Source organism: Phenylobacterium sp. (genome assembly GCF_020402505.1).
GTDB lineage: Bacteria > Pseudomonadota > Alphaproteobacteria > Caulobacterales > Caulobacteraceae > Phenylobacterium.
The window spans coordinates 1-12,249 of record NZ_JADBZL010000190.1 but is presented as its reverse complement, the minus strand read 5'-3'; the positions used below and the strand labels follow the sequence as shown (position 1 = coordinate 12,249).

The window sequence follows — 12,249 nt, the reverse complement described above, 5'->3', positions numbered from 1 at the left end:
TCGCCTCCAGCCCCCTGCAGGCGGCGGCGGGGAACGCCGTGCTGGACGAGATCGAGGCTCGCGGCCTCCTGGCCAATGCGGAAAGGGTGGGCGCCTTCCTGGAGGCGGAGCTGAAGGCCCGGGTCGGGCGCTGGCCCGGGGTGGCCGACGCCCGGGGCTGCGGTCTCTTCCTGGGGGTGGAGATGGTGGGGTCCGACGGCGCCCCGGACCTCGCCGGGGCCCGGGCGGTCTGCAACGGGCTGAAGGACCGGGGCTTCCTGACCTCGAATGCGGGCGCCTTCAACAATGTGGTCAAGATCCGCCCGCCCCTGGTCTTCAGCCAGGCTGACGCCGAGGCCTTTCTGCCCGCCTTCGACGCGACGCTGGACGCCCTGCATGGAGCGCGCTGAGGCCGAGCGGCTCTTCCTGCCCGCCGCCCGGGACGCGGCGCGCGCCTTCCCTGTCTCGGACCCGCGCGTGTCGCTGGTCACGGTCTCGGAGAACGTCACCTTCCGTCTGACGGACGGCAGGACCGGCGAGGACTGGGTCCTGCGACTGCACCGGCCAGGCTACAATTCCGCGGCTGAGCTCGAGGCCGAGCGGGTCTGGACAGCGGCCCTGCGCGCGGCGGGCCTGGCCACGCCCGAGCCTCTGCCAGCCCGGAATGGCCGCGCCTTCGTCGCCCAGCCGGTCGAGGCGACGGGCGAGACCCGGCTGGCCGGGGTGACCCGCTGGATCGACGGGGAGGTGCTGGACGACTTCCTGGAGTCGCCGGACCGGACCGGCGAGCGCCCCTTGTGGTTCCACCGCCTCGGCGCCTTGGTCGCCCGGACCCACTTGCAGTCCGAGGCCTGGACCCCGCCCCCCGGCTTCGTCCGCCCCTGGCTGGACGCTGACGGCCTGATGGGCCCTGCGCCCCGGTGGGGCCCCTTCTGGGACCACGCCGCCCTCTCGGCGGAGGACCGGCGCCTGGTCCTGGCGGCGCGGGAGGTCCTGTATGCCCGCCTGTCCGTCTTGTCGAAGGACCCAGCAGTCTTCGGCATGATCCACGCCGACCTGCACCCGGGCAACCTGCTCATCCGGCAGGACGGCCTGGCCATTATCGACTTCGACGACGCGGCCTTCGGCTGGCGGATGTACGACATCGCCGTCGCCCTCACGCACCAGCAGTCAGCGCCGGATTTCGAGGCCGTCCGCGACGCCTTCCTGGCCGGCTACCGGAGCCTGCGCGACCTGCCGGAGGCCGAGGCGGTCCAGCTGCCCCATTTCCTGCTGGTGCGAGACCTCGTCCAGCTGGGATGGCTGCACGAGCGGCCTGAAATCGATCCCGGAGACGGGCTGCCGCGCCGACTCGAACAGGTCCGCCTTCGCTGCCAGGCCCTTCTGGCGGACCTCTGAGCCCAGGTGGCGTGCAGCGGCGCCAGAGGCCGCGCCTTGGATCGGAAGGATCGCCTCCGGGGATCCTCCCCCCGCCCTGTCACACGCCGATTTGTCGGAACGCCCGCCGAAAGCGACATCGACGCGTGGGCCGCCTCTTGGCGCGGCCTGAAACGGGTGGGCGGCCGCCGCAGATAGCGGTAGCGTGGCGTATGATCAGAACCGCCCGCCTGGTGCTTCAGCCCTGGTCCGAGCGCCTTCGGGAGGGTTTCGCGGCTCTGCACGCCGATCCGGAGGTTATGGCCGACCAGGGAGGACCGATCTCACCGGCCGCAAGCGACGCCAAGTTCGACCGCTACCGGGCGGCCTTCGAACGCGATGGCGTCTCGCGCTGGGCGGTCGAAGGCGGCCGGGGCCAGTTCGTAGGCTATGTCGGCGTCATGTTTCGGCCGGAGATGGATCATCCGCTGGGTTCTCACTATGAGATCGGATGGCGGCTCGCGCGAAGCGCCTGGGGTCTGGGCTACGCAACCGAGGCGGCCCGGTCCGCCCTCGATCATGCCGTTGGCGTCCTTGGGGATCAGGAGATCGTCTCCTATACGAGTGAGACCAACCAGAGGTCCCGCGCGGTCATGGACCGCCTGGGGCTGAAGCGCGAACCCACCCGCGACTTCACGATTGAGGACGGGCGCATGGGCTCGTGGCGGGGTCTCGTCTGGACTGCCTCCGCCGGGCAAGTTTGATCGCTTCGGGCGATGGTCACCCCGCCGCTGTTAATCCACGAGGCGGGAAACGATGGCGGAGTGGGCTGACCTCTCCACCCCCTGGCCGCCGCCGAAGGGCGGGCCGACCAGGGGGGAGCGTCGGGCCGGAACGGCCTAGTATCGGACCGAGAAGGATGCGCCGAAGTAGCGGGGCTCGCCGGCGATGAAGGTCGGGATCCCGAAGGCGCCGCCCGTGTTGCCGGCGTCCTTGATGTACTCTTCGTCGAGGAGGTTGGAGACAAAGCCCTCCACCCGCCAGTTCGCATCCGTCGGCTGGTAGGACACCCGCAGGTTCAGGAGACCATAGGCGCCCTGCACCTCATCCTGGATCAGGTCCCCGGTGCTCTGCAGCGCCGGGATGTCATTGTCGTTGTCGAAGAAGACCCTGGATTGCCAGGTATAGGTCGGCAGGACGCTCAGATCGCCTTCCCAGACAGGTAGGGTGAAGTTGAGGCCAAACGACAAGGTCTGATCCGGCGAGAGGCGGAAGCTGTTGCCCTTGAAGCGGCCATTGTCGAACCGGCCATTGTTGTAGCCATAGGTGCCAAAGACGTTCAGCTGGCCGGTCGGCCTCCAGTTGAGCTGGCCCTCGAAGCCGGTGGACGAGGCGTCGCCGGCGCTGATCGTCTGGAAGACGCCCGGGGCGGTCTGGATGCTCGTCTGGAAGTTCGTATAGGTGAAGCGATAGACGGAACCTTCCAGCGAGAGACTGCGGTCAAGCCATTGGGTCTTGGCGCCCGCCTCATAGGAGTCGACGATCTCGGCGGCCACCAGCGTGAAGCGGGCGTTGCCCTGCGGGGCCAGCGGCGCCGCCGGCGACAGCACCTCCGGGCGCCGGCCGCGCGAATAGGTCGCGTACAGGCTGATGTCGTCCGACACGGCGTAGCGACCCACCACCCGATAGGTCACGCCGGAGTCCGAGAAGGATTTGTACTGCGGAAGGCCGCCCGGCGTGGACTGCAGGAAGATGCCGCGCGCGGTGGCCGGATTGGCGGCGTTGGCGGCCGAACCGCTGGTCAGCACGGACCCGCCGTTGTCCAGCGTGCCGCGGTACCCGGAGCGCTTGTCGTCGCTGCTGTAGCGGATGCCTGCGGAGACCTCGAACTGGTCGGTGACCTTGTAGGTCGCATCGGCGAACACATCATACGAGGTGGTGCGCCCGTAGTTCTGGAAGGTCTCGCGATGGACCAGCTTCAGCGTGCTGAGGGCGGCCGCCGAGTTGATGGTGGTGATCGACGGCACGTTCGGCGCCGTAAAGCCCAGCAGGCCGGCCAGGGCCGGCGTGGCGCGGGCGGCGAAGACGCGCTCATTGTACTGGAGCGGGACGGCCTGGGATCCATCCTCGTAGAAATAGCCGACCCCGGCGAAGGCGGTCAGGCGCTCGCCGCCTTCGTAGTTGATGCGGAATTCCTGGCTGTACTGGTCGCCGCGCGCGTCCTCCGCAAAGACGAAGAGCGGCAGAGAGAAGCCGTCCGCATCGAACACTTCCAGGGACTTGAAGCGCCGGAAGGCGCTGATCGAGGACAGCCGCAGCGTGTCGCTGATCCTGTAGTCCACCAGACCGGTGACGCCCCAGGTGGTCCGCTCCAGGCCCAGGTCGCGACCGCCCGCAAAGCCGTCGCTGCTCGCAAGGGCCGCGCCGGAGTTCCGGCCCAGGTCGCCCAGCACCTTTCCGGTCAGGGTGTCGGTGGGAAGATAGGTCAGCGACTTGAAGGACGTCCCCGACGGATTGTTCTCTTCGTAGTTGAGGATCAGGTCGGCCTCGAGCCTGTCGCTCGGGCGCCACTTCACGACGGCGCGATAGGCGGCGGTGTCGGTGGAGTTGAAGTCGCGGCCGCCCAGCAGGTTGTCGACAAAGCCGTCGCGCGTCTTGACGCGGCTCGCAAAGCGGACGGCGAGGGTGGGGCTCAAGGGCACGTTCACCATCGCCTCGAGACCGCGATAGTTGAAGTTTCCGACCTCGAACTTCGCCGACGCGGCGAAGCCGCCGGGGTCGGCCTTGTTCTGGACGATGTTGACGGCGCCGATCAGGGCGCTGCGCCCGAACAGGGTCGACTGCGGCCCCTTGGCGACTTCGATCCGGGCGTTGTCGAACAGCTCGATGTACGAGCCGCGCGACTTGGACACCGACACCCCGTCCTGGAAGACCGACACGCGCGGCTCGATCGTGGCGCCGCCGTCATCCGAGGTGATGCCGCGCATGACAAAGCCGGGATTGTTGGGCGACTGGTTCTGGACCTCGAAGCCCGGGACAAGAAGGGAGAGTTCCTCGAACTCCTGCACGCCGACATCGTCCAGGAAGTCGCCGGTGTAGGCGGTCAGGGCGATCGGCACCTCGAGGGTGCGCTGCTCGCGCTTCTGGGCGGTGACGATCAGTTCCTCAACGGCGGCGGCGCCAGAGCCGCCCGTCGCATTGCCCTGAGCCAGAGCCTGGGAGCCGCAAAGCAGGGCTGAAGCGCAGGTGGTGTAAAGCGCGATCGCGCGAATTGAAGAAAAGGTCATTTCATCCCCATGGTTGAAGGCCCGCAGGCTCCTATCGGACATAGATGTCAGATCGAAGACACTTGCCGGCCCCACGAACGCTGCACCCCCCTCTTCAGGGCGCAGACCAATTATGCGGGATCAGGGTCGCACTTCGTCCGGAGTCGCACAAGCATTCCGGGCGCCCCGTCGAAGGGCCGGGGCGTGAGGGTTCCCTGCGGCCGCCGGGGCGTGAGGCGCGGTGGATAGGGTGCTCCCGCCTCAGCCGCTCCGACCGGGGCGCCTGGGCGCAACGGGGAAGGGTCTGACGCCCGCGACGCGGACAGCCTCCGGCGGGGGGCGAATGGGAAGTCAGGCCCGCTCCGCCGCCAGAGCCTCCAGCCCCTCCGGCGCGCGGCGCGGAGCCGGTTTTTCTGTGGGGGCTATGAGCGTGGGCGTCAGGAAAGAAGTTGTCTCCAGTTTGGTCCGCCTTGGCCCGAGTGGAGCACCCACTTCCTAAGGCTCCACTGACGTTTTCGCCGCTCAGATGGAGGACGATGGAGATTGATTACCCAATTCCCTTCACTCTTTAGGCGCCACTTCGGAGTTGGTTGATGATGCGGCTAATCGTCATCGCCTCCAGTCTCCACCGAGCCAGCTCCACCAAGGGCTTCATAGCGGCGGGATGCTAACCACTGCAGTCGCTTGGCTTGAGTAAGGAGAACACGGCGCAATCCGCCCTGCACCTTACGCTCTGAGATTACTTGGGCCAGGCGCGCAAGGATCAGCGACCGACGCGCGATCCGGAAATCTGGGTGCGAGCGCAGTTCGTAGACCCGCTCGGACACTATCCGCCCTCTGAGTGACGGCGGGATTTCGACATCCACGCCGCCCGTCGGTGGGTCCTTCTCGTTGAGGATGGCCTTGAATTCGGAGTTTAGGACGGCACGCTCCGTGATCACACGCTCGAGCGCATCAAGATGCTGGCGTGCGTTTCCGTCAGAGCGGTTGGCGTCCTGGAGGTGAGGCAGCGGCCAGACCTCGATCTCAAACACCTCGAAGGGATCCAGTACGGACATGGCCACGGCGTCAGTACGTTGGTTGGTGAGGTGTCGCCGGATACGAGTTCGCAAACGCTCGTTGGTCTGACCGACGTAGATCGGCTCACCGTCGTAGTCGAAAAAGGCGTAGACACCCCACTTGAAGTTGCCGACGAGCGTAGTCCCCCCCTCCCATGTGAACGGCGTATCGAGGAAACGCACTAGGTTGGCTCGAAGGTCCTCGGTCTCGAAGGGTGGGAAGTTGACCGCGTCCGGGTTGCGGCCAGTTGGCGGGCTGAGATCCGTCACGGCGTGGTCAGGCCGCCTTCATTGCATTGCCCTCGTGGGCATCTGCAGTGGGCAATGGGGCGAGCAGGGGCTCAAAAATGTGCTCTGCAAGATGCCGAACGACATGGACTACAACGCCGTCGCCCGTGAGGTGGTATGCCTCATTGTAGCTCTTCGGTAGCTTGTAGGTATCTTCAAGCCCCATTAGGCGCGCCGTCTCGCGAGCGGAGATGAGCCGGGTGCGCACCGTCTTTCCGTCAACCACCATGATCACTTGGCGGCTGGATCCACCGGCCGGTGTCCTTAGGCAGCCGGCGACATCGTCGAACCGCACTTCGGCACGTTGAACTTTATTGCCGCGCTCATCGAGCCGAGTGCGCTTGTAGATGCCGCCGACCACTCGACGACCAGCACGCTTCGCTGCCTCCAGCTTTGCGAGATTGACCCGGGACATCTTGGCGATGATCTGGTCGCGCTCGGCGTCAGTGTGCCAGTCGACGCTGTCGGGGTCTTCCTCGATCAGGTCAGCGAAAGTGTCGTTTCGATGCGGCGGCGGCGGGACGTTCCACCAGACCATGCGCTTGAGGACAACGTTGCCAACCCGCTCAAACGCTCGATGCAGGGCGGCAGTATGGAAGGGTGCGATAGGCTCTGGCGACAGCAGCGCCTGGTCGATTTCCACGTCCTCGCGCACTCCGATCATGAACAAACGCGGGCGAGACTGCGGCACGAACAGCGAAGCATTGATCACGAGCGCGCCATATCGGTAGCCGGCGTTAGCGAAGGCGCTGCAGATGGCCTCGAAATCCCGGCCACCGCGCGATGTCAGCGTTCCCAGTACGTTCTCGAGCGCCACAAGCTTGGGTGCTCGGCCGTCCACCCTAAGTCCATTAATCAATTCCCAAAAGGGGTAGAAGGTCCCTGAGCGCTCCCCCTTGAGCCCGGCGCCGACACCGGCCAGCGACAGGTCCTGACAGGGGAAAGAGCCCCAGACGAGATCTGCTTGGCCCGGCAGATCGCTCGCTTTGAGTTGGGCGACATCGCCAACGGTCAGCTCTCCATGAGCGCCCCAATTTGCCTGGTATGTAAGGCCCTTCTTAGGGTCGAAGTCATTGGCGAACAGACAGGTCCAACCAACCCCTAGCCCCGCCCTGGCCATTCCGCCGCCTGCGAAGAATTCATAGAAGCTAGGCATCATTAGAGACTCTGCCGCAGATTACGTCATCAAGCAGACTGTGCACCAAATTCACTTTGGTTCTATCGACGATCTCAGAGCTACGCCGGATTGCGCCGGGACACACATTGAGGTTGCCGCCGAACATCGTGGCTCTTAGGCGGAGTATGGTGCGTTCAGCGGTCCCAGCCGCCTGCGACTTCGAATCGACGAACATGGAGACATCTTGGCGCCACACTTCCAGCCGGTCGAATGTTCTTTATGCGTTCCCCATTTCGCGTCACCGCGTCAGGCTCTGCCGCATTAGGGACTTTGAGAGGGGGCGCACCCTTGCGTCCACGAAGAACCCCCCAGGTTCCGCGACATGACGGAGCCTATCTACTCAGGCAGGGATGTCGGAGGTGTGGGTGGCGGAGAGGGTGGGATTCGAACCCACGGTACCCGTAAAGGTACGCCGCATTTCGAGTGCGGTGCTTTCGACCACTCAGCCACCTCTCCGACGAGGAACGGCGCCCCGGAGGGGGCCGGTGAGGGCGAGGCGCGGAAACTAGCGATGGCGCCGGGCGGAGGCAAGTCTCGCGGATCGGGGGCCTCAGCCCTCCTCGTCCTCCACCGGCAGCACGGCCAGGCCGTCGGCGTCGGCGTGGAGGAGGTCGCCGGGCACGAAGACTACCCCGCCGAAGGCGACGGGGGCGTCGCGCAGGCCCTCGCCGCGCTTGACCGTGCGCATGGGGCAGGTTCCCAGGGCCTTGATCCCCAGCTTGATGCGGGCGAGCTGGGCCGTATCGCGCACGGCGCCGAACACCACCACCCCCGCCCAGCCGTTCTTCACGGCGTCGGCGGCCAGGCTGTCGCCCAGCAGGGACCGGCGCAGGGAGCCGCCGCCGTCCACCACCAGCACCGCCCCCCGGCCGGGCTCTGACAGGGCCTCCTTGACCAGGGCGTTGTCCTCGAAGCAGCGCACGGTGCGGATCGGGCCGGAAAAGGACGTGCGGCCGCCGAAGTCCCGGAAGGGGACGTGGCAGACCTCGATCACGTCCTCATGGGCGTCGCAGAGGTCGGCGAGGGTCGTCATGGGGCGTCTCCTCCGTCGGGCGGGCCGGCGATGTAGCGGTCGGTGGCCCGGGTGGGAAGCCCGTCGAGGCTGCGGGTCCGCCCGGCCTGCTTTTTCACCCAGGCTTCGGGGTCCTGAGCGGCGTGATAGCGGGGCAGGGTCTCGCGGTGGTGGTCCAGACTCATGACCGGTACGCCCCAGCCGCAACTGGTCTGCACGCCCTCGACGGTGATGTCGAAGATCTGGCGCACGCCGGGCCGCAGCTCGAAATGGCGGGCGAGGCCTTCCCAGTCCGGATCCGCCGGCAGCACCGGCCGGCCGCGGCCGTAGAGGCGCAGGATCAGGGCCGGCGCCTCGAAGTTGCACATCATCAGGGTGATGCGCCCGTCGGCGGCGAGATGGGCGTGGGTCTCGTTGCCCGATCCGGCCAGGTCCAGATAGGCGACCCGGGCGGGGGAGAGGACCTTCAGCGTGTCGGCAAGGCCCTTGGGCGACAGGTTGATCCGCCCGTCCGCGGCGGCGGTGGCGACGAAGAAGACCGGCTGGCGGGCGATCATCGCCATATGGTCCTCCGTCAGGCTGTCAAAGAACTCGGCCATGGGGAGAGGCTAGTCCATCCCGGGCGGTGCGAACAGGGCCCGCCTCGGGGCTTTCCCCCTTTGCCGGGGCGCGGTAAGCCCTGCCCATCAACCGGCGCACGCAAACCGGAGGGGGAGGAAGATGAGCCTCAAAGGCAAGGCCTACATCATGGGGGCGTGGGAGCATCCCACCCGCGACGCCCCCGACAAGACCAGCGCCCAGCTGCACGCCGAGAGCGCCCGGGGGGCCCTGACCGACGCCGGCCTGTCGTTCGACGACGTGGACGGTTATTTCTGCGCCGGCGACGCGCCGGGCTTCGGCGGCATGTCCATGGTCGACTACATGGGCCTCAGGAACGTCCGCCACCTGGACTCCACCGAGACTGGCGGCTCCTCCTACATCCTGCACGTGGGCCATGCCGCCCAGGCCATCGCCGCCGGCAAGTGCCAGGTGGCCCTGATCACCCTGGCCGGGCGTCCGCGCCAGGGCCAGGGCGGCCGCCCCGGCGGCGGCGGCGCGCGTCCCGGCCAGCTGTCCGACGGCGCCCCCGAGGCCGGCTTCGAGAACATCTACGGCGGCTCGACCCACAACACCTACGGCATGTGCGCCATGCGCCACATGCACGAGTACGGCACCACCTCCGAGCAGCTGGCCTGGATCAAGGTGGCCGCCAGCCACCACGCCCAGTGGAACGAGCACGCCTTCCTGAAGGACGTGGTCACGGTCGAGGACGTGGTCAATTCGCGGATGATCGCCGATCCGCTGCACCTCCTGGACTGCTGCGTCGTCACCGACGGCGGCGGCGCCCTGATCGTCACCTCGCCCGAGGTGGCCCGCAGCCTGAACCGGCCGAAGGTCAAGGTGATCGGCTCCGGCGAGGCGCCCAAGGGCCCCAGCGGCGGCCACGGCCTGGACCTGACCACTTCCGGCGCGGTCTGGTCCGGTCCCCGGGCCTTTGAGGAGGCCGGCGTCACCCCCGCCGACATCAAGTACGCCTCCATCTACGACAGCTTCACCATCACCGTGCTGATGCAGCTCGAGGACCTGGGCTTTTGCCCCAAGGGCCAGGGCGGGCGCTTCGTGGCCGACGGCAACCTGATCTCCGGCGTCGGCAAGCTGCCCTTCAACACCGACGGCGGCGGCCTGTGCAACAACCACCCCACCAACCGGGGCGGCATCACCAAGGTCATCGAGGCGGTGCGCCAGCTGCGCGGCGAGGCCCACCCCAAGGTCCAGGTGGCCAACTGCGACCTGGCCCTCGCCCACGGCACGGGCGGATCCCTGGGAACGCGCCACGGCGCGGCCACGGTCATCCTCGAGCGGGAGTAGGACGATGAGCGAAGCTGACGCCAAACCCGCCGGCCGGGCCATTCCCGCCCCCGCCGTCACGGTCGAGAGCAAGCCCTTCTGGGACGCCGCGGCCGAGGGCCGGTTCCTGATCAAGCGCTGCACCGCCTGCGGCAAGGCGCACTGGTACCCCCGCGCCATCTGCCCCTTCTGCGCCTCGGACGCGACGGCCTGGGAGGAGAGCCCCGGGGAGGGCGAGATCTACACCTTCTCCATCATGCGGCGCTCGCCCACGGGCCCCTACGTGATCGGCTACGTCACCCTCGACGAGGGCCCGGCGGTGCTGACCAACTTCGTGGACTGCGACCCGGACTCCTTAAGGATCGGCCAGAGGGTCAAGGTGCGCTTCCAGCCGACGGAGGGCGGCCCCCCGGCGCCGGTTTTCCGGCCGCTCTGAGGGTCTGTTCAGCGTCTGTTAACCAAAACCTTGGCTTAAGGGGCGGTACTCATCAGCCTCAGGCAAAGGATGGCCGACATGCGCAAGATCCTCATCCTCGCGGCCGCCGCGGCGACCCTCGCCGTGGCCGGTTGCAACACCATCGCCGGTCTCGGCAAGGACGTTCAGGCCGCCGGCAGCGCCGTCACGCGGACCGCCGATGAGGCCAAGGAAGGCGTCAAGCAGTAGCCTTCCGGGGGCGTCCCTACCGCACGATGACGCCCGGCGGTCCGAGAGGCTCGCCGGGCGTTTTCATGCCTGCTGGCCGTCAGCGTCGAGGGCCGCCAGCCGCTCCACCAGCGCCTCGGCCTCCCGCGGCGACTTCACCCTGTGCTTGCGCACCGCCGCCCACTTCGGGTCCGCGAACCGCGCCGCGCGCTTGGCGTTCGCCCGGGTGCGGTGGCGCAGGGTGAACCAGACCGGATGGTCCTTGTCGAACCAGCGGGTGAAGTGCTCGCGGTTGCCCGTTCCCGCCCACAGCTCGCGCCCCGTGACGGCCCGGTCCAGGGTCCGCCGCAGGAGCCGCGGCATGCTGACCGAGAGGGGATAGTCCAGCCAGATGACGTCCGTCGCCCGGCTCCAGATCAGGTCCTTGCAGATGGTGTAGTTGCCGTCCGTGATCCACCGCTCGCCCCGGGTGGCCGCCTCCACCCGGTCGATGAAGGCCTGCGGGTCCTCGGTGTGCAGGTCGCGCCAGCCCGGCAGCCAGTTCAGGGCGTCCAGCTCGACCCTCTCCAGGCCGAGCCGCGCCGCCAGCCCCGCCGCCAGGGTCGACTTCCCCGCCCCGGAAACCCCCATGACGGATATGCGCATCGCGATGTTCCCTCTTCGCTGGACCGCAGTCCCCTAGCAAATGGCGGCTCAGGAGACCCCCTCCGTCCCGCTTCGCGGTCCACCTCCCCCTGATGGGGAGGAATTAAAGCTCCAATTGCTCCCCCAAGGGGGAGCTCCGACCGAAGGTCGGTGAGGGGGTCAACGGCCCCTCCGCCATCCCCTCAGGGCCTCTTCAGCCCCAGCTCCGCCCAGACCTCGTCGGTGTGCTCGCCCAGGCGGGGCGGGTGGCGGCGGATGTTGCTGGGCGAGGCGGCGAACTTCACGGGCGGCTTCATGGCGAGATAGGGCCCGGCGTGCGGGTGCTCGTGCCGCTCGAAGAAGCCCACGGCCGAAAGGTGCGGGTCGTCGGGCAGGTCGTCCAGCCGGGCGGTGCGCACCACCGGGATGGAGAGGGGCTTCAGAAGGTCCAGCCACTCCTGGGTCGTCTTGGTCTTCGTCACCTCGCCGACCAGGCCGTAGAGCTCCTGGATGTGCTTGCCGCGGGTGGCGTAGTCGGAGAACCGCGGGTCCTTGCCGAAGCTCTCGGCCATGCCGGCGGCGGCGAAGAACTGGTCCCACTGCTTATCGGTGTAGGGCAACAGGCCGATGTAGCCGTCCTTGGTCTGGTAGGGCCGGCGGTTGGGGTTGGCCACCCGCTGGTAGGCCCACTGGCCGATGGGCGGGTCGAAGGCGTGGTCGTAGAGGTGCTCGACCAGGGTGAAGCTGGTCATGCACTCCAGCATGGGCACCTCGATGAACTGGCCCTCGCCGGTCCGCTCCCGGTGCAGCAGGCCGGCGGTGATGGCCTGGCTCATGAAGAGGCCCGAGACCTTGTCGGCCACCAGGGTGGGCAGGATGCGCGGCGTGGGGTTCCCGTCCGTGCGCGGCAGGAGGTCGGCCAGGCCCGAGGCCGACTGGATCAGGTCGTCATAGGCCGG

Annotated in this window: 13 protein-coding genes and 1 tRNA gene; 6 read left to right on the top strand and 8 right to left on the bottom strand. The window is 67.7% G+C overall.

Going from position 1 to position 12,249, the window contains the following annotated elements; all coding sequences use genetic code 11:
• The 3 genes from IM632_RS12955 to IM632_RS12945 all read left to right on the top strand — a co-directional run.
• On the top strand, positions 1-389 hold a 389-nt coding region (locus tag IM632_RS12955), incomplete at its 5' end, for an aminotransferase class III-fold pyridoxal phosphate-dependent enzyme (RefSeq protein ID WP_296552425.1).
• Positions 376-1,377, top strand: a complete 1,002-nt coding sequence (locus tag IM632_RS12950) for a phosphotransferase (protein ID WP_296481950.1) — start codon at positions 376-378, stop codon at positions 1,375-1,377. The genes IM632_RS12955 and IM632_RS12950, both read left to right, overlap by 14 nt.
• Before the next feature lie 191 nt (positions 1,378-1,568).
• The gene (locus IM632_RS12945) at positions 1,569-2,099 is read left to right on the top strand and encodes a GNAT family N-acetyltransferase (protein WP_293516111.1); all 531 of its coding nucleotides are present in this window, start codon (positions 1,569-1,571) and stop codon (positions 2,097-2,099) included.
• Positions 2,100-2,234: 135 nt separating this feature from the next.
• On the opposite strand, the gene IM632_RS12940 is transcribed toward IM632_RS12945, so the two are convergent.
• The 6 genes from IM632_RS12940 to IM632_RS12915 form a co-directional block, all read right to left on the bottom strand.
• On the bottom strand, positions 2,235-4,622 hold the full coding sequence (locus IM632_RS12940; RefSeq protein WP_296481946.1) for a TonB-dependent receptor: 2,388 nt from the start codon (positions 4,620-4,622) through the stop codon (positions 2,235-2,237).
• Positions 4,623-5,203: 581 nt separating this feature from the next.
• Positions 5,204-5,929: a GIY-YIG nuclease family protein gene (locus tag IM632_RS12935; RefSeq protein ID WP_296481944.1), complete on the bottom strand. Its 726-nt coding sequence runs from the start codon at positions 5,927-5,929 to the stop codon at positions 5,204-5,206.
• 7 nt (positions 5,930-5,936) lie between these two features.
• Positions 5,937-7,103, bottom strand: coding sequence for a DNA cytosine methyltransferase (locus IM632_RS12930; protein ID WP_296481980.1), 1,167 nt, complete (start codon positions 7,101-7,103; stop codon positions 5,937-5,939).
• Between the two features lie 387 nt (positions 7,104-7,490).
• Positions 7,491-7,580 (bottom strand) — tRNA-Ser (locus IM632_RS12925).
• A 94-nt stretch (positions 7,581-7,674) separates the two neighbouring features.
• Positions 7,675-8,157 (bottom strand): ribonuclease E activity regulator RraA, encoded by a 483-nt coding sequence (gene rraA / locus IM632_RS12920; protein WP_296481942.1) that lies wholly within the window; start codon positions 8,155-8,157, stop codon positions 7,675-7,677.
• On the bottom strand, positions 8,154-8,735 hold the full coding sequence (locus IM632_RS12915) for a pyridoxamine 5'-phosphate oxidase family protein (protein WP_296481940.1): 582 nt from the start codon (positions 8,733-8,735) through the stop codon (positions 8,154-8,156). The genes rraA and IM632_RS12915 overlap by 4 nt, the downstream gene beginning before the upstream one ends.
• Positions 8,736-8,856: 121 nt before the next feature.
• Between IM632_RS12915 and IM632_RS12910 the strand changes: the two genes are divergently transcribed.
• The 3 genes from IM632_RS12910 to IM632_RS12900 all read left to right on the top strand — a co-directional run bounded on the left by IM632_RS12910 (position 8,857) and on the right by IM632_RS12900 (position 10,687).
• Complete coding sequence (locus IM632_RS12910) at positions 8,857-10,044, top strand: thiolase domain-containing protein (protein WP_296481937.1); 1,188 nt, start codon at positions 8,857-8,859, stop codon at positions 10,042-10,044.
• 4 nt (positions 10,045-10,048) lie between these two features.
• Positions 10,049-10,459 carry a Zn-ribbon domain-containing OB-fold protein gene (locus IM632_RS12905; protein ID WP_296481934.1) on the top strand — a complete coding sequence of 137 codons (411 nt, stop codon included), beginning with the start codon at positions 10,049-10,051 and terminating at the stop codon, positions 10,457-10,459.
• Between the two features lie 78 nt (positions 10,460-10,537).
• Entirely contained in the window at positions 10,538-10,687 is a 150-nt protein-coding gene (locus IM632_RS12900) for an entericidin A/B family lipoprotein (RefSeq protein ID WP_296481932.1), read from the top strand.
• Between the two features lie 63 nt (positions 10,688-10,750).
• Here IM632_RS12900 and IM632_RS12895 read toward each other — a convergent pair whose 3' ends face one another.
• Positions 10,751-11,311, bottom strand: a complete 561-nt coding sequence (locus tag IM632_RS12895) for a hypothetical protein (protein WP_296481930.1) — start codon at positions 11,309-11,311, stop codon at positions 10,751-10,753.
• A gap of 182 nt (positions 11,312-11,493) precedes the next feature.
• Positions 11,494-12,249 (bottom strand): CoA transferase (locus IM632_RS12890; protein WP_296552424.1); only part of this gene is annotated, 756 nt, incomplete at its 5' end.

Bases quoted from the DNA above. Each gene is read 5' to 3' on its own strand.
- IM632_RS12930 (WP_296481980.1), bottom strand. From the start codon at position 7,103: ATGCCTAGCTTCTATGAATTCTTCGCAGGCGGCGGAATGGCCAGGGCG.
- IM632_RS12910 (WP_296481937.1), top strand. From the start codon at position 8,857: ATGAGCCTCAAAGGCAAGGCCTACATCATGGGGGCGTGGGAGCATCCC.
- IM632_RS12905 (WP_296481934.1), top strand. From the start codon at position 10,049: ATGAGCGAAGCTGACGCCAAACCCGCCGGCCGGGCCATTCCCGCCCCC.
- IM632_RS12945 (WP_293516111.1), top strand. From the start codon at position 1,569: ATGATCAGAACCGCCCGCCTGGTGCTTCAGCCCTGGTCCGAGCGCCTT.
- IM632_RS12915 (WP_296481940.1), bottom strand. From the start codon at position 8,735: ATGGCCGAGTTCTTTGACAGCCTGACGGAGGACCATATGGCGATGATC.
- IM632_RS12900 (WP_296481932.1), top strand. From the start codon at position 10,538: ATGCGCAAGATCCTCATCCTCGCGGCCGCCGCGGCGACCCTCGCCGTG.
- IM632_RS12940 (WP_296481946.1), bottom strand. From the start codon at position 4,622: ATGACCTTTTCTTCAATTCGCGCGATCGCGCTTTACACCACCTGCGCT.
- IM632_RS12895 (WP_296481930.1), bottom strand. From the start codon at position 11,311: ATGCGCATATCCGTCATGGGGGTTTCCGGGGCGGGGAAGTCGACCCTG.
- IM632_RS12950 (WP_296481950.1), top strand. From the start codon at position 376: ATGGAGCGCGCTGAGGCCGAGCGGCTCTTCCTGCCCGCCGCCCGGGAC.
- rraA (WP_296481942.1), bottom strand. From the start codon at position 8,157: ATGACGACCCTCGCCGACCTCTGCGACGCCCATGAGGACGTGATCGAG.